A 14654-nucleotide genomic window follows, 5' to 3' on the forward strand; every position below is an offset into this window, starting at 1 on the left:
GGCGTCCAGCCGACCGCCCGCCCAGGCGGCCAGGTCCGGACCGGCCAGCAGTGCCAGGGTGCAGTACAGTGCCCGTCCGCCGTCCAGCCGCCCCACCGGCAGCAGATTGAACAGCGCCAGCACCAGGTTGAGTCCGGCGAAGGCCGCCCCCGCCCTCCAGCCGCAGCAGGCCAGGGCCAGCAGCAGGTTCACCCCCGGCCCGGCCAGGGCTGACAGCCCCTCCTGCCAATAGCCCATCGGCCTGTCCAGCACCAGCTCCGCCCCTATTGCTGTCAGGCGAAACTGCCTGACACTGCCTCCCAGGAGTCGGATCGCGGAGATGTGGCCCAGCTCATGGGCCGCGCAGGCCAGCAGAGCCATCGGCACCAGGAAGGAGCGGTCCAGATAGTTCAGCCAGGCCAGCAGCAGAAGAAAGCCGCCCGTCACCTCCACCCCGCCCAGCCGCATCATTGCTCTAAAAGCTCCACATAATAGGCCGGATTCAGGTGCATTTTCTCATATTTTATCTCTAAATGGAGATGTGGGGCGGTGGAAATCCCAGTGGACCCAACCTCGGCGAGCTTCTCCCCTATCGCGACTGTCTGCCCCTTCGTGACCACAATTTTACTGCAGTGAGCGTAAAAGGACTTTACTCCGTTTCCGTGGTCAACCTGGAGATACAGGCCGTAGGAGTCATTTTCTCCCGTATACTCCACCGTTCCCGCCGCGAAGGCCGCAATGGGGTCTCCCGCCTGCCCGCTGATGTCCAGGCCACCGTGGAAAAGGTTTTTACCGTTGATAGGGTGGTCCCGGTAACCGTAGTCCGAGGTGAGATGTCCCATGACCGGCGTCATGGTCTCCAGCTCCCCCAGGGAGAGCTGATCCATTGTGTAGTTGTCCGGCAGCTCCTTCCCGTCGTAATCGGATACAAGGACCACCGTCCCGGCCGCCGGGACGGCCGGCGGCTCCTCCGGAACCTCCACCGCCTCCGCTGGCGGCTCCTCTTCCGGAACCGGCTCCTGCGGAATCTCCGGGGGCTCCAGCCCGTACCGGACAAAATCAACATAATGCGCGGTCAGCGCTGCCGGGCTGGAGCCGTGGCTGAGAAACCTCAGCTCCGATGTCAGCACTCCCGCCGGCTGCGGCGGAACAACGGCCGGCTCCTTCGCCTGGTCTTTCTCCTCCTGGGAGCTGCTACCGAACACCTCAACGCAGAAATCTCCAAGGTCTGACAGTATGGTGTCGCTTTCTGCCAGGGATTCACCCAGGCCGGACAGAGCACCCCGAAAATCGAAATCTGTGGAGATGAGCGTAAAAATATCACTGTGCAGCTGGGCCAGCCTCTGGGGAAATACCCCTCTGCCCAGAAATATAGCCAGAAAAAGCGCCAGACACACCGCCAGCTGAATCAGCCGGACCTGTTCCCGGCTCCTTCCCGCCTGCCTGCTCCGCGCGTTTCCATAATATCTGACACTTCTCCGGCGGCTTGCCGCCTGTGTTCCCTGGCCATACATAGATGCCCCTCCTCTGCCGTTTTTGTGTAATAGCATATTCCAAACTGAATTGAAATATTACCCTTGACAACAGGCGGAAAAGCATTTATACTAAACAAGCTAACTAAATCCGGGTGTGGCGAAGCTTGGTATCGCGCTTGGTTCGGGTCCAAGAGGCCGTGGGTTCAAATCCCGCCACTCGGACCATGTCGAGTGTTCATAACGCAACTGAACACTCGTATGTAAAGGAACAGTCGAAAGGCTGTTCCTTTGCTATTTCTATGGGGCGGTGTGCCCCGGTGGAGCGGCTTCCGGGCCGCTCCCTTTCCTTTACCCGGCCTTACCGACAAGATACTCAATAGCCACCCCCTGGCGGCTGTCCAGCACCACGTTCTCCGGGTATTCCTCTACCTCCGGCAAGTCCAGGACACCGATAAAGTTATAGTGGATCACGATGCGCTGCGTCCTGTTCTTTCCCCTGCCCTGGGTCTGATACACGTCGATGCGCTCTACAAGCTCATGCAGGATGGTGGGCGTCAGCGTTTTCATCTCCATGAACTTCCGCACCGCCTTCAAAAACTGTTCCTTGCAGAAAGCACGGTCGTTTTCCCTGTCACACTGGCGCTGCAATTCCTCAATGTCCTTTTTGAGCTGCTGCTGTTCCTCGTCATACCGCTGGGACATTTTCATAAAGCGTTCATCCGTCAGCTTGCCCGATACATTGTCCTCGTAGATACGTTCAAACAGCCGGTCAACCTCTTTGTTCCTCGACATCAACTCCTGAAGACGCTGCCGTCTGTTCCGGCTCTCCCGCTCATAGTCCTTGGTGGTTTTCTGAGCCAGCAGCTCGGCAAATTCCTCGGCGTGGTTTTTCAGGTAGCTGACCATGCGGTTGAGTTCAAGCAATACCACCTGCTCCAACGAGTCGGCCCGGATATAGTGGGTTTCATTGCAGGTGCCCCGATTGCCCCGGTAGTTGGAACAGTTGAAATACTCAATGGAGCTGTTAGGGTGGTTGATGTTGTAATGCAGCTTGTGGCCGCAGTCGGCGCAATACAGCAGACCGGCGAACATATTCTTCTCGGTGTTCTTGGGCTTCCGGCGCTTCGTCCCTTCCCGGAGCTTCTGCACCTGCTCCCATGTGGTCTTGTCGATGATGGCCTCATGGTGGTTCTCAAAGACAGCCCAATTTTCTTCGGGATTGTCCAGGCGGCGCTTATTTTTGAAAGATTTGGAGTAGGTCTTGAAGTTGACCAAGGTGCCCGTGTACTCCCGGAGGGTCAGGATTTTGGTGATGGTGGTCTTACACCATTTGCAGGGGGTGCCCTGGCTCTTTTTGCCGCCTTTGCGGATGCCTTTGCTCTCCCAATACTGCGTGGGGGTCAAGATACCGTCCTCCTGCAACAAGCGGGCTGTAGTTTCGATCCCCTTCCCCTCCACGCAAAGCCGGTAAATCCTGCGGACGACCTCGGCGGCTTCGTCGTCGATGATCCACTTCCGGGGATTGTCCGGGTCTTTTTTATATCCATAGGGCGGCGGGCACATGGGGTTGCCAGCGTTGCCGCGCAGTTTCTTGGAGCTGCGTACCTTGCGGCTGATGTCCTTTGCGTACCACTCATTGAACAGGTGCTGTTGGGGAAGGGTACGAAAAGTTTTGAAAAAGCCAGGATTTATGCGGGATTGCGGTGGATTGGCTCCTGACTGTTCCCGCCCTGGAATAGAAAATGGCAAAGGCCGACAACTGCATACTGTTTTTTGCGGGAGAATGTAGCATAGCTATGTTCTCCCTTTTTTCATCCCCATTTTGCGATGGGGCATTTTTATTTGTAGTAGGGAGTTGAGAACACATGAACGCCCAAGTGATCGCCATAGTCAATCAAAAAGGCGGTACGGGCAAGAGTACAACTTGCGCAAACCTCGGCGTCGGGCTGGCACAAGCCGGGAAAAAGGTGTTAGTGGTAGACGTAGACCCCCAGGCCAGTCTTTCCATCAGCCTGGGCCATTCCCAGCCAGACGATCTGCCCGTCACCCTCTCGGACCTGATGGGCAAGGTGCTGAACGATCAGCCCATCGCTCCTGGCGAGGGCATCCTGCATCATGCAGAGGGCGTGGACCTCATGCCCTCAAACATCCAGCTCTCCGGCATGGAGGTGTCGCTGGTGAACGCCATGAGCCGCGAGACCATCCTGCGGCAGTATCTGGACACGGTTCGGAAACAGTACACCCACATCCTGCTGGACTGCCAGCCCTCCCTGGGTATGCTCACCGTCAACGCCCTGGCCGCTGCCAATCGTCTGATTGTCCCCGTCCAAGCGGAGTACCTCCCGGCGAAAGGGCTTGAACAGCTCTTGCAGACCGTGGGCAAGGTGCGGCGGCAGATCAATCCCAAGCTGCTCATTGACGGCATCCTGCTGACGATGGTGGACAGCCGGACCAACTTTGCCAGGGAGATCAGCGCCCTGCTCCGGGAGACTTACGGCGGGGACATCAAGGTATTCGATTCCGAGATACCCCATTCTGTCCGGGCCAAGGAGACCAGCGCCGAGGGCAAGAGCATCTTTGCCCATGACCCCGGCGGAAAGGTGACCGAAGCCTATGGAAATCTGACTCGGGAGGTGTTACAGCTTGAAAAGCAGCGCGCGAAAAGTAGAGCTGGCATCAGCCTCTGACCTGTTCACCACGGAGCAGGAGCGTCAGGACGCCAAGCTGGAGAAGGTGCAGAATATCCCGCTGTCCGAGCTGTACCCGCTGCCCGATCATCCCTTTTCCGTGCGGGATGATGATGACACTATGAAAGAGACCTTGGAGAGCGTAAAAGCGAGAGGAATACTTACTCCAGCTATCGCCCGTCCAAGGGAGGGGGGCGGTTATGAGTTGGTGGCCGGACACCGGCGCAAACGTGCTTGTGAGTTGGCGGGGCTGGATGCCATGCCCGTGATTGTCCGCGATTTAGACCAGGATTCTGCCATTATCATGATGGTTGACACCAATATTCAGCGGGAAAATATTTCTCCGATTGAAAAGGCCAAAGCCCTCAAAATGAAAATGGAAGCTCTCAAGCGGCAGGCTGGACGCCCCCCAAAAGAACACGAAAATAATTCGCCGCAAGTTGCGGCGAATTTCCGCAGCGATGATGAAGCGGCAAAAGGCACTGGCATGAGCGGTGACACTGTGCGTAGGCTGGTGCGCCTGACTGAACTTTCCCCAGCACTTCAGCAGATGGTGGAGGACAGGAAAATTGCCGTCACTCCTGCTTCGGAAATTTCTTATTTGAAGCCGGAGGAACAGGCGCTTTTGGTGGAGACCATTGAGAGTGAACAAGCTACTCCGTCGCTGTCCCAGGCCCAGCGGATGAAAAAACTCAGTCAGTCCGGGAAACTGGATGAGGACACCATGCTGGGCATCATGTCGGAGGAAAAAAAGCCGGAGGTCGATAAAATCGTGCTGACTTCCGACACCCTCCACAAATACTTCCCCCGCTCCTACACCCCCAAGCAGATGCAGGACACCATCATCAAACTGTTGGAACAGTGGATGAAAAAGCGTCAGCGCAGCCAGGAGCGGTAATTGAATATCGGACAGTTAAGCCGGACAGGGATTTTTCTTTTCTCTGACCGGCTTTTTTGCTGTCCGGGAAAGGAGACCTATCGTTGTATATCAACACATTCCAGTATAAGCCGGAACACGTCGATTGCAGGCTGTGTACCGAATATGCCGGGAAAAAGAAAGGCTGTACTGCCAAAACCTGTCCCTGGCTGGCGGAGCGGATCGAGGCCGGTGTTGTGGGCTACAAAGAGGCTGTCATGGAGACGTTTCCCCGGAACGTCCACACGGACGCCCGCCTGCATACGGCTATCCGCCGGTTCTCCGGCTCCCTGTTCCTCACCGCGGCCCACTACCAGCGCATGGAGCGTATGAAGGTCCGGCAGGGCTACCGCCGACGCCGGGACACCCCGGCCTACTACGCGGCTATGTATCTGCTCACCGCCAATGAGGACATCAGCACCCGCGCCGCGAATTGCTTTTGCAGATATGGCATCGAGTTCGACTACGCCACCACACAGGACATCTCGCCCCACAACTATACCCTGCTGTCGGCGGCGAAGGATATTTACTCGGACGGCTCCAGCGTGGCGCTGAATGACCTCGCCATTTCGGAGGTGGTGGACACGCTGGCGTTCAGCCTGATCGTCAACGCCCTGCTCATCGCCCGGTATGGCTGCTCTGTACTGAAAATCAGTGAGAAGGAGGGCAAGGAGTGAAAGCGGTCCATCTGCCCATCACGGGCCATGATCTGCTGGCTGTGGAGCGGTTTCGAGACGATACCCGCCACATGGCCGAGTTTCTGGTGCTGGAGGATTGCCCCCAGGGGCAGGAGGGCCAGTACATCCGGCGGTTTCTGACTGAGGACGGCTATGCCCAGGTTCTGGACGCCCAGCGGCAGGGCCGTGTCCGCGTCTACAAACACGCTGACATCATCGAGGGACACATCATCCCCGCCAAGCCTAAAAAAAGGCGGGGCAAGTAACATAAAGGAGGGATTTTTATGTATTCTGTGGATTCTTTGGAGTATGCCGTCCGGCATCTGTTCCAGGACGGCATCGGGGAGCATGGGTACAGCGAGGAAGAAGTGGAGACGCTGCTCCACGGCATCGACTTCGAGGCCCTGCTGCAAGCGGTCCGGCACAACGCCCAGACCGTCCACGCCTACACCACCGACGGCAAAGCGCCCATGTCCTTCAACTACCGGGGCAAGGACCTGTTCGGCCAGCGGGCCACCCGGCTGTACGAGGACAACGACCAGAGCTGCGCCTCCATCGTGCTGACGGACCGCACCTATGAGCTGTGGCTGCTGGAGGACATGGACCTTGTTGCCGTGGCCTGCGTGTCCCTGGACTGCGGGGACGGCGAGTACGTCACCGAGTACCGGGAGATCAAGGAGGGGGACCCCTGGGACAGCCCCATGTGCCTGGACCTGGATGAGCTGGCCGATGAGATCAACAAGATGTGCGCCGCCTACTATGAGAGCGACATCCCTCTCTATGAGCTGTAACAGACGGGAAAGGAGATAAAAAGGCAGTTTTCCCGTCATGGGAACCACAAAAAGCAACGAAACCTATTCGGCAGTCTCGCTCTCAGGTGGAAAAGACAGCTCGTGTCTTTTGATTCTGATGATCGAAAAGGGCCTGCCCATCGACTGCGTACTCTATGCGGACACTGGCATGGAGTTCCCGGAGATGGAGGCCCATATCGCCAAGCTGGATGATTTTCTTTTTCGGGAGCGAGGATTGCACATTACCACCCTGCGGCATCCCCACGGTTTTGAATGGCTCATGTTTGAACAGCCCAAACAAAGAGCGGATTGCCTGGAACGCCGCGCCCGGTTAGGTATGCCGCCCTGCGGAAATGGCTGGCCAGGTGTCAGGGTACGCTGGTGTACCGGAGAACTCAAAACCCACCTGATTAACAAAGAGGTCAACCGGCTGAAAAAAGAGAATAATGCGTGCCATTTTGTTGGTATCGCCGCAGACGAATCGCACCGCTGCAAGCATGCCCCCACCCGCCGTTATCCGCTTGTGGAATGGGGCATTACTGAGGCCCAGGCGCTGCAAATCTGCTATGGTCGGGGCTTTGATTGGGGCGGGTTGTATGAGATATACCACCGTGCATCGTGTTGGTGTTGCCCCCTCCAACGTATTGACGAGCTGCGAAAGTTGCGCTGCCACCACCCGGAACTGTGGGCGCGGCTGCTTGACATGGACAACCGGGCGCGGGCCATGTTCGGCCCCGGTCCCCTGGGACAGTTCAAGCAGAATTGGAGCGTGGAGCAGCTGGAGGAACGCTTTGCCCGCGAGGACGGGTCAACCACCGCATAACACAAAATTTTAACAGGAAGTGAGTTGAAATGGCTGTCTATCGTGTAGAACGGACGCGAGATTACACCGTCATGTCAAATTATCATCTGAAAGATACATCCCTGTCGCTGAAAGCCAAGGGGCTGCTGTCCATGTTCCTCTCTTTCCCGGAGGACTGGAATTACAGCACACGGGGGCTTGCCGCCATCTGCAAGGAGGGCGTTGACGCTATCGGCAGCACCATCAAGGAACTGGAAAAGGCGGGCTACATCATCCGCCGCCAGCTTCGCGGGGCCAACGGACGCATTACGGACACCGAGTACATCATCTATGAAAAGCCCCAGCCGCCGGAGCCGTCCGCGCCGGATGCGGACGAGCCGGATATGCCCCCGCCAGATACGGCCTCACCACATACGGAAAACCCGGATGTGGCTGGCCCGGATATGGCCGCGCCGCATACGGAGAACCCCGCCCAATTAAATATAAATCAATTCAAAACTCAAAAATCAAATACTCAGCGATCAAATACTCATTCATTCCCTCCCCCTGCCCCCTCCGCTACGCCGGTGGAAGGAACGAAAGAAATTTTTGAGAAGCGGGATGAGATTCGGGATCAGATTGAGTATGACCTGATCGTTACTCCCTCCAACCGGGAACAGCTCAACGAGTTTGTGGAGATCATGCTGGAGGTGGCCCTCAGCCGCACCCCCACCATGAAGATCGGGCGGGACGCGGAGTACCCCACGGCTTTCATCCAGCAGCGGTTTGAGCAGATCACCTCCGCCCACATCGAGAAGGTGCTGGACGGCATCCAGGAAAACACCACCCGCGTCTGGAACACCAGGGCTTATCTTTTGGCGGCGCTGTTCAACGCGCCCTCCACAATGGACAATCACTACACCATGTTAGTCAACCACGACCTGAATGGCGGCAATTAGCCGTCTTATTTTTTACCCGGACACCGGGAGAAAGGATCATGCCATGAAACGCCCCCTTGCTTACATCACCGCCGCTTGGAGCGGCAGCAAGATTGAGAACGCTGAAACCGCCGCCCGGTACTGCCGTCAGGTGTATGACGCGGGCTATTCCCCCATCTGCCCCATCCTGCTGACGGGCCGGTTCCTTCACGATGCCGTCCCCCAGGAGCATAAGGACGGCATCGACATCGCCCGCGACTATCTCCGCCGATCCCGCGTTCTGGTGGTCTGCGGGCGGAGCATTGACGAGACGGTGAAGAATGACATCGCCACCGCCGAGCGCCTGCGCATCACCGCCACCACTCTGGACGGCATCCTCACCGTCAAGGGCCAGGGCCGGGGCGATTCCAATTCCCGCTGACAAAACATCGAAAGGAGCCTTGAGCTATGAAAAAACGAATCCTGATGCTGCTGTGTGCCGCTGTTCTGGCAATCAGCATCGCCGCACCCCCGGCGCTGGCCGCTGGCGGGCCGTTCTATCCCATCTCCGTGGAGGAGTACACCTACGGCAGCTTTGACGAGCTGCGCATCAACAAAGTGTACCAGCTTTCACTGTCCGACGACCCCTCTGGCATCCCTACGGAGGACTTCGAGCGCAACGGGCGGCGCTACTTCCTGCTGGACATGATAAGGGAGGACGAGGTGGGGGTGGACACCCAGGACTACACCGACACCATCACCCAGGACAGTGACACCAACGATCTCTCGGCGGTCTTGAAACAGTTGGACCCCCATCGGGAGGTCACAACCGAGGACGGCTATACCGGCCTGCTGGCGCTGGACTATACCTCCGTCACTGTGGAGGCCAAGGGCTACAAGACCAGCACAAAAAGCCTGTCCGCCACCCGCACCTATCCCAATCTGTCCGACGCTGACCTGTCCCTTGTCCCCAAGACCACCACGGACAACGGCAAAACCCTGACCCTGGGAGCCGTAGAGTGGAGCGGCGGCGAGAACGGCTATTACACCGCCACGGCTACCTATACCGGCACTTCCTCCACCCGCTACGCCACCGGCTATACGGTCACAGCCAGCTACACGGGCCAAGTGGCAAAGACCGGCTGCGAGGTTGTCACCTACACCGCCATCTTCGGCAGCGAGGAACTGGCAAAAGAGGAAAAACCGGCTGACCCTTCCGCCCCGCCCAACCAGACCGGGCCGGAGGCCCCTGACACAGACCCCGCCCCCGCTGAAACGGGCGGCATGAATTGGCTTTCCCTGCTGGGCTGTGCTGGCGGCGTGGCGGCGCTGGCAGCGGCGGCATATTGGACCATCCAGAAAATGAAAGAAAGGAGGACTTGAGCATGAAACGGTTACTGCACATTTTTCTTTTGACGGCGGTATTCGCCGCCATGCTGGTGGCCCCGGCCCACGCGCTGGAGTACACCATTGATGAGCCGGAGGACTATCTGTTCGGCAGGCCCACCAGCGAGGACGCCCCCTATACGGCGGAGAATCCCAACGTGGACAGGAGCAAGAACACCGCCCTCATCCCGCCCGGTTTCGGGACCCCCACCAGCTATCTGCCCAACTCCGGGGAATACCTGACCCCCAATCTGGTCCCCGGCGCTCTCAGCGGCGGGCTGGTGAATCAGGTGGGCAGCGTGGGCGGCGGCAGCGTCACAGACGGCGGCTATCCCACGGTGGATGTGAGCGGCGGCACAAGCCAGTTCAGCTACACCACCACGCAGACCACCGCTTTCACTGAGGTCACGTCTGATCTCTACTACTCCGGGGGCCACTTGGGGACGCTGAAAATCCCCTCCCTGGGCGTGAACGTCAAAATTTATGAGGGGACAGACAGCACTCAACTCGCCAAAGGTGCGGGACATTTCACCAACACCAGCATCTGGAATGGCAACGTCTGTCTGGCTGGACACAATCGCGGGGTGACGAACCACTTCGGCAAAATCCACACGCTGAACGCCGGAGACACCATCACCCTCACCACCCAACTCGGCACCCGGACCTATGCCGTTACCAGCGTTACCAAAGTCAGTGAGACGGACACCAGCGGCACCGCCGCCACGTCCGGCAATCAGATCACGCTCTATACCTGTGTGATGAATGAGCGGGATTATCGCTGGTGCGTGGTGGCCCAGGAGGTCTAAGGCGGCGGTCCGTGCGGCATCCTCGACACTTTTCTTCTTCTGTGGTATCTTTTTCACAACGGAACCACAAAACCACCACAAAGGAGATAAAGAGTTATGAAGATGAAAGATTTTGCAAGCCGCCTGACCGCTGGAATCGCCTGTGCCGCGCTGGTGTTTGGACTGACCCTCCCCGCAAGGGCGGCAGCTCCCGCCGAGACAATCCGAATGGTCAGCTACAAAGGCAATTCGTTGGATGTGGGTGAGCGCAGCGGCCTCATCATCGGCCCCAGCGGGACAGAGTACACCGTCACCTCCAGCGACCCGGACACGGTAGCTGTGGAGCAGATCACCGGCTTTTGGGTAGCTGTTGCCAAGTCCGAGGGGACTGTGGAAATCACCGCCTCCAACCGCGCCGGAGAGAGCGGGACCCTGACGCTCACAGTCGGCACCGCCGTTGACCCTGCTGCCCCCGCCAGCACGGACACCGAAGGCCAGCCGGAAAATTTGGACGTGCGGCATGAATTGATTCAGCTTATCAACCAGACCCGCATGGCAAATGGCGCGGCGGAACTGCCAGTCAGCGAGGCCCTGATGACCGCCGCGCAAGCCTGCTCCGACCAGCATTACACTTACCACCACAATCAGGAGGAATGTGAGGCCGTGATTGCTGCTGGATATTCCCACGGCTTCGGCTCCAATCTCACGGTGTTTACCGGCGTGGCAACTGCGGACACCGCCCAGCACGCCCTCGATAACTGGATCAAATCTCCCGGCCACTTCCAGGCCATGATCGACCCGAAATGTGACAGCATCGGCGTGGGCGTGACAGAGAGCAACGGTGTGACCTACTGCTATATGTTTGTCGGCAGGCCGGACACCATCAATCCCTACGGATAACAAAATACGGACAGAGACAGGTCTTTCAGCCCAGGCTGGAGGACCTTTTCTCTTGCCCGAAAAAGCAAAGGAGAACTTTTTATGAGGAAGAAAACCTATTCCGCATTTACCCGCATGACGGCTCTGCTGTTGGTGCTGGTGTGTATGCTGGGACTGCTGCCCTCCACGGCGCTGGCGGCGAACCCCAGCACCATCAAGATGGACGATTGCGCATACAGCGGAACCAAGTACGATTCCCCGGCCCTGGGCGAGTGCTATATGCACCAGATGCACTTCAACTATGATGGCAAAAGCACGATGGGCTTCTGCGCTGAGAAGGGCAAAGGCATGGGCTGGTCGCTGAAAGGCCATACTTGGGGCAATCCCCAGCCCATTTCCGACCCCACTGTAAAGACAATGATGGCTTACTTCTACGCCCATTCCACCGGGGTCTTTACCGATCAGGCCAAAGCCTTGGGTGTAGATGATGTGTGGGACAGCAACTACACCTGGACCATGAACTCCTGGACGCAGGCTATCGTCTGGCGCTACAAGGCCGGTCTGCTGTCTGACCCCGTGACGGCCTGTGCCGAGGAGCTGCTTTGCGTCTATAACAATCTGGAGCATACCAACTATTCCAGCATTGACGATAAAATGGACGGCAAATCGTTCCGTGACCGGGCGCAGTATATTCTCGATCTGGGCGCACAGGGCGTATGGGGCGAGTGTGAGGTTTATGAGTACGCCTACACCGGCCCCGGCTCCAGCTATCACCCCTCCAACGATGTGCAGGCTGTCATGGTGGGCAAGCTGGACATCACCCATGAGGAATATACCCTGACCGTCAAAAAGGTGGATTCCACCAATCCCAACAAGGGCTTGTCCGGCGCACGGTTTCTCGTCGCCTCTGAAAACGGCGCTTACTCCAAGGAGGTCGTGACCGGCGCGGACGGAACCGCCACCCTTTATCCTTTGGTTGCGGGGACCTATGCCGTGACTGAATTGGAGGCTCCGGCAGGCTACGAGATCGACAACGCGGGACCGCAGTACGTTGTTCTCCCCAGCAACGGCAGCACCACCGTGACCGTCACCTTCACCGACACCCCCGAAATCACCGGCGAAGGCAGCATCCGCAAGGTGGATGCAGACGACCCCACCAAGGGGCTGGCCGGAGCGGTCATCAAAATCACCGGCGTGGACAATGATTTTACCGGAACCTATGTCACTGGCGCTGGCGGCTATCTGACGGACGTTCCCTGGAAGGATATGCCCCTGGGCAGCTACACCGCCGAGGAAATCACACCCCCGGAGGGCTACTCTCTCAGCCCGGATGTCAGCAAGACCAAGCAGACCTTTGTTTGGGACGGCAAGACCGATGTAGCCCTGGTGTTTGAAAATGATGCCAAGGTGAAGATAAGGCTTGTTAAAAAAGATGATTCTGATAACCCTCTCCCCGGCGCTGTGTTCAACATCATCAAGGACGGGCAGATCATCGGCACAGAGGCCACCAAAGCGGACGGCAGTATCACCGTTACCGATGTGACCGAGGGAATGTACGCCTTTGTGGAGGTGTCCGCCCCTGCGCCTTATTCCTGCCTGACCGAGCCTGTGTTTGCCCATGTGGATCAGGCCACCATCAATGGCGGCGGCACTGTCACCGTAACAGCGGCGGACAAGAAGCTGCCCAGCCTGTCCATCCTCAAGCGGGACGCACAGACCAAGGAAGTCATTCCCGGCACGGTCTTTGAAATCAAGGGCATCCACTACGGCTACCACAATGACGTGACCACCGGGCCGAACGGCAGGGCGGTTCTCTCCAACATCCCCGTGGACAGCTATGAGGTGGTCGAGAAGTCCGTCCCCGACCCCTATGTGGTGGGCGAGGAACCCATGCAGACCATCTACCTGGGACCCGGCGAGAACCGGGAGCTGATTTTTGACAATCTGAAGCAGCCTGTTTTGAAAATCTCCAAGGTAGAGCAGGGGACCAACACCCCTATCCCCGGCACAGTGTTCACCGTGGAGGGCATCGACAGCGACTACCGCCACGATGTGACCACCGAGGCGGACGGCTTCGCCACCCTGCGCGTTGCCCCCGGCAGCTACCGGGTGACGGAGAAATCTGTGCCTGCCCCCTACTGTCTGCCGGAGGATGAGGCCGACCGGACCCAAACCATCAGCTTGAACGGCGGCGATGAAAAGACGCTGATTTTCAAGAACAGCAAAAAGCCCCTGCTCACCATCTCCAAGGTGGACGCGATCAGCGGCGATCCTGTCCCCGGAACTGTGCTGACCGTTGAGGGCATCAACAGCGACTATCAGCATGATGTGACTACCGGCGCGGACGGTACGGTTTCTCTGCGGGTGGACCCCGGCACTTACCGCATTACCGAGAAATCCGTCCCCGCGCCCTACTATCTGCCGGACAAGGACGCGGACCGGGTACAGACCATTTCTCTGAATCCTGGTGATGAAAAGACCGTGGTATTCAAGAATCACAAGGCCCCGGAGCTGACCATCTTCAAAGAGGATTCTGTTGCGGGCGCTCCCATTGAGGGGGCAAAATTCCATGTTACCTACACCAGCAACGGTGAGGCGGCAGACGCTCCCGCTTCGGTGGACTTCGGTTATCTTTTTTCGGACGCCAACGGCGAAATCAAGCTGCATGAGCAGGGCAAACGGCTGTACCCAGGCGAGTACACCATTACCGAGGTTGCCCCGGCCCCCGGTTTTCAGATGAAGGAGCCGACCACGCAGAAGGTCATTCTCCACGGCGGCGAGAGCAAAACCGTCACATTTCAGAATGAGCCGCTGAATGGAATTGTCGTGGAAAAGTATGACAGCGTGACCCATGAGGCACTTCCCGGATGCATCTTCCAGCTTCGCTACCTGGGCGGGACCTCCGGCACGGGCGGCACTGTAATCGGCCAGAAGGTGACGGGGAAAAATGGGACCTGCATCTGGACAGGACTGAAAAGCGGCACCTATATCGTGGAGGAGGTGGACCCCGCTGACGGGTACAGCATCATCAATGCCTCTGAAACAGTCTATATCTCTGATAATGGGACACAGAGCGTCATTACCGTCCGTTTTGACAATGCCCCGGACGGCCAGCTTCTTATTAGAAAGGTATGCTCCGTCAATCCCTCTGTAACCTTACAGAACGCGGAGTTCAAGGTCATGTATGCGGATGGCACTCTGATTGGGGATTCCAACGGCATTTTCAGAACGGATGAAAACGGGGAAATCCGCATTACCGGGCTGAAACCGGGCAAGAGCGTGATTGTTACTGAAACCCGCGCCCCCGCAGGATTTTTGTAAGCGTAAAATGTACCACCGCATATACAAGGGAATAGGAGAATGCAGATAATAGTCCCGAGA

Annotated in this window: 15 protein-coding genes and 1 tRNA gene; 13 read left to right on the forward strand and 3 right to left on the reverse strand. The window is 57.9% G+C overall.

Annotated elements, in window-relative coordinates:
• Together D1641_RS17015 and D1641_RS17020 are read right to left on the reverse strand one after the other, a co-directional pair.
• A partial coding sequence (locus D1641_RS17015) for a M50 family metallopeptidase (RefSeq protein ID WP_160667828.1) occupies positions 1-450 on the reverse strand: 450 nt, incomplete at its 3' end.
• The gene (locus tag D1641_RS17020; protein WP_160667830.1) at positions 447-1493 is read right to left on the reverse strand and encodes a M23 family metallopeptidase; all 1047 of its coding nucleotides are present in this window, start codon (positions 1491-1493) and stop codon (positions 447-449) included. The genes D1641_RS17020 and D1641_RS17015, both read right to left, overlap by 4 nt.
• A gap of 109 nt (positions 1494-1602) precedes the next feature.
• Between D1641_RS17020 and D1641_RS17025 the strand changes: the two genes are divergently transcribed.
• Positions 1603-1679 (forward strand) — tRNA-Pro (locus tag D1641_RS17025).
• Between the two features lie 123 nt (positions 1680-1802).
• On the opposite strand, the gene D1641_RS17030 is transcribed toward D1641_RS17025, so the two are convergent.
• Positions 1803-3017 carry a recombinase family protein gene (locus D1641_RS17030; RefSeq protein WP_160667832.1) on the reverse strand — a complete coding sequence of 405 codons (1215 nt, stop codon included), beginning with the start codon at positions 3015-3017 and terminating at the stop codon, positions 1803-1805.
• A gap of 302 nt (positions 3018-3319) precedes the next feature.
• Here D1641_RS17030 and D1641_RS17035 point away from each other — a divergent pair, with 302 nt between their 5' ends.
• The 12 genes from D1641_RS17035 to D1641_RS17090 all read left to right on the forward strand — a co-directional run bounded on the left by D1641_RS17035 (position 3320) and on the right by D1641_RS17090 (position 14594).
• On the forward strand, positions 3320-4141 hold the full coding sequence (locus D1641_RS17035; protein ID WP_160667835.1) for a ParA family protein: 822 nt from the start codon (positions 3320-3322) through the stop codon (positions 4139-4141).
• Positions 4098-5039: a ParB/RepB/Spo0J family partition protein gene (locus D1641_RS17040; RefSeq protein ID WP_160667837.1), complete on the forward strand. Its 942-nt coding sequence runs from the start codon at positions 4098-4100 to the stop codon at positions 5037-5039. The genes D1641_RS17035 and D1641_RS17040 overlap by 44 nt, the downstream gene beginning before the upstream one ends.
• Positions 5040-5122: 83 nt before the next feature.
• The gene (locus tag D1641_RS17045) at positions 5123-5734 is read left to right on the forward strand and encodes a hypothetical protein (protein ID WP_160667840.1); all 612 of its coding nucleotides are present in this window, start codon (positions 5123-5125) and stop codon (positions 5732-5734) included.
• The gene (locus D1641_RS17050) at positions 5731-6000 is read left to right on the forward strand and encodes a DUF5720 family protein (RefSeq protein ID WP_016320863.1); all 270 of its coding nucleotides are present in this window, start codon (positions 5731-5733) and stop codon (positions 5998-6000) included. The genes D1641_RS17045 and D1641_RS17050 overlap by 4 nt, the downstream gene beginning before the upstream one ends.
• Positions 6001-6018: 18 nt before the next feature.
• On the forward strand, positions 6019-6525 hold the full coding sequence (locus tag D1641_RS17055; protein WP_160667860.1) for a hypothetical protein: 507 nt from the start codon (positions 6019-6021) through the stop codon (positions 6523-6525).
• Positions 6526-6562: 37 nt separating this feature from the next.
• Positions 6563-7348: a phosphoadenosine phosphosulfate reductase family protein gene (locus tag D1641_RS17060; RefSeq protein ID WP_160667862.1), complete on the forward strand. Its 786-nt coding sequence runs from the start codon at positions 6563-6565 to the stop codon at positions 7346-7348.
• A 29-nt stretch (positions 7349-7377) separates the two neighbouring features.
• Positions 7378-8265, forward strand: a complete 888-nt coding sequence (locus tag D1641_RS17065) for a DUF6017 domain-containing protein (RefSeq protein WP_160667864.1) — start codon at positions 7378-7380, stop codon at positions 8263-8265.
• Positions 8266-8308: 43 nt separating this feature from the next.
• Positions 8309-8665, forward strand: a complete 357-nt coding sequence (locus tag D1641_RS17070) for a hypothetical protein (protein WP_160667866.1) — start codon at positions 8309-8311, stop codon at positions 8663-8665.
• A gap of 26 nt (positions 8666-8691) precedes the next feature.
• A complete protein-coding gene (locus tag D1641_RS17075; protein ID WP_160667867.1) occupies positions 8692-9606 on the forward strand; it encodes a hypothetical protein in 915 nt (304 codons plus the stop codon).
• Positions 9607-9608: 2 nt separating this feature from the next.
• Positions 9609-10415 carry a class D sortase gene (locus D1641_RS17080; protein ID WP_160667869.1) on the forward strand — a complete coding sequence of 269 codons (807 nt, stop codon included), beginning with the start codon at positions 9609-9611 and terminating at the stop codon, positions 10413-10415.
• 102 nt (positions 10416-10517) lie between these two features.
• Positions 10518-11294, forward strand: coding sequence for a CAP domain-containing protein (locus tag D1641_RS17085; protein ID WP_201757421.1), 777 nt, complete (start codon positions 10518-10520; stop codon positions 11292-11294).
• 81 nt (positions 11295-11375) lie between these two features.
• The gene (locus D1641_RS17090; RefSeq protein WP_243149455.1) at positions 11376-14594 is read left to right on the forward strand and encodes a SpaA isopeptide-forming pilin-related protein; all 3219 of its coding nucleotides are present in this window, start codon (positions 11376-11378) and stop codon (positions 14592-14594) included.
• Positions 14595-14654: the final 60 nt, after the last annotated feature.

Origin of the sequence: Colidextribacter sp. OB.20, from assembly GCF_009911595.1 — a bacterium.
Classification (GTDB): domain Bacteria; phylum Bacillota; class Clostridia; order Oscillospirales; family Oscillospiraceae; genus Lawsonibacter.

What these genes read in the sequence shown, in the direction of transcription:
- D1641_RS17070 (WP_160667866.1), top strand. Translation starts at nt 8,309, where the DNA reads ATGAAACGCCCCCTTGCTTACATCACCGCCGCTTGGAGCGGCAGCAAG.
- D1641_RS17085 (WP_201757421.1), top strand. Translation starts at nt 10,518, where the DNA reads ATGAAAGATTTTGCAAGCCGCCTGACCGCTGGAATCGCCTGTGCCGCG.
- D1641_RS17020 (WP_160667830.1), bottom strand. Translation starts at nt 1,493, where the DNA reads ATGTATGGCCAGGGAACACAGGCGGCAAGCCGCCGGAGAAGTGTCAGA.
- D1641_RS17075 (WP_160667867.1), top strand. Translation starts at nt 8,692, where the DNA reads ATGAAAAAACGAATCCTGATGCTGCTGTGTGCCGCTGTTCTGGCAATC.
- D1641_RS17065 (WP_160667864.1), top strand. Translation starts at nt 7,378, where the DNA reads ATGGCTGTCTATCGTGTAGAACGGACGCGAGATTACACCGTCATGTCA.
- D1641_RS17035 (WP_160667835.1), top strand. Translation starts at nt 3,320, where the DNA reads ATGAACGCCCAAGTGATCGCCATAGTCAATCAAAAAGGCGGTACGGGC.
- D1641_RS17055 (WP_160667860.1), top strand. Translation starts at nt 6,019, where the DNA reads ATGTATTCTGTGGATTCTTTGGAGTATGCCGTCCGGCATCTGTTCCAG.
- D1641_RS17030 (WP_160667832.1), bottom strand. Translation starts at nt 3,017, where the DNA reads ATGTGCCCGCCGCCCTATGGATATAAAAAAGACCCGGACAATCCCCGG.
- D1641_RS17060 (WP_160667862.1), top strand. Translation starts at nt 6,563, where the DNA reads ATGGGAACCACAAAAAGCAACGAAACCTATTCGGCAGTCTCGCTCTCA.
- D1641_RS17090 (WP_243149455.1), top strand. Translation starts at nt 11,376, where the DNA reads ATGAGGAAGAAAACCTATTCCGCATTTACCCGCATGACGGCTCTGCTG.
- D1641_RS17080 (WP_160667869.1), top strand. Translation starts at nt 9,609, where the DNA reads ATGAAACGGTTACTGCACATTTTTCTTTTGACGGCGGTATTCGCCGCC.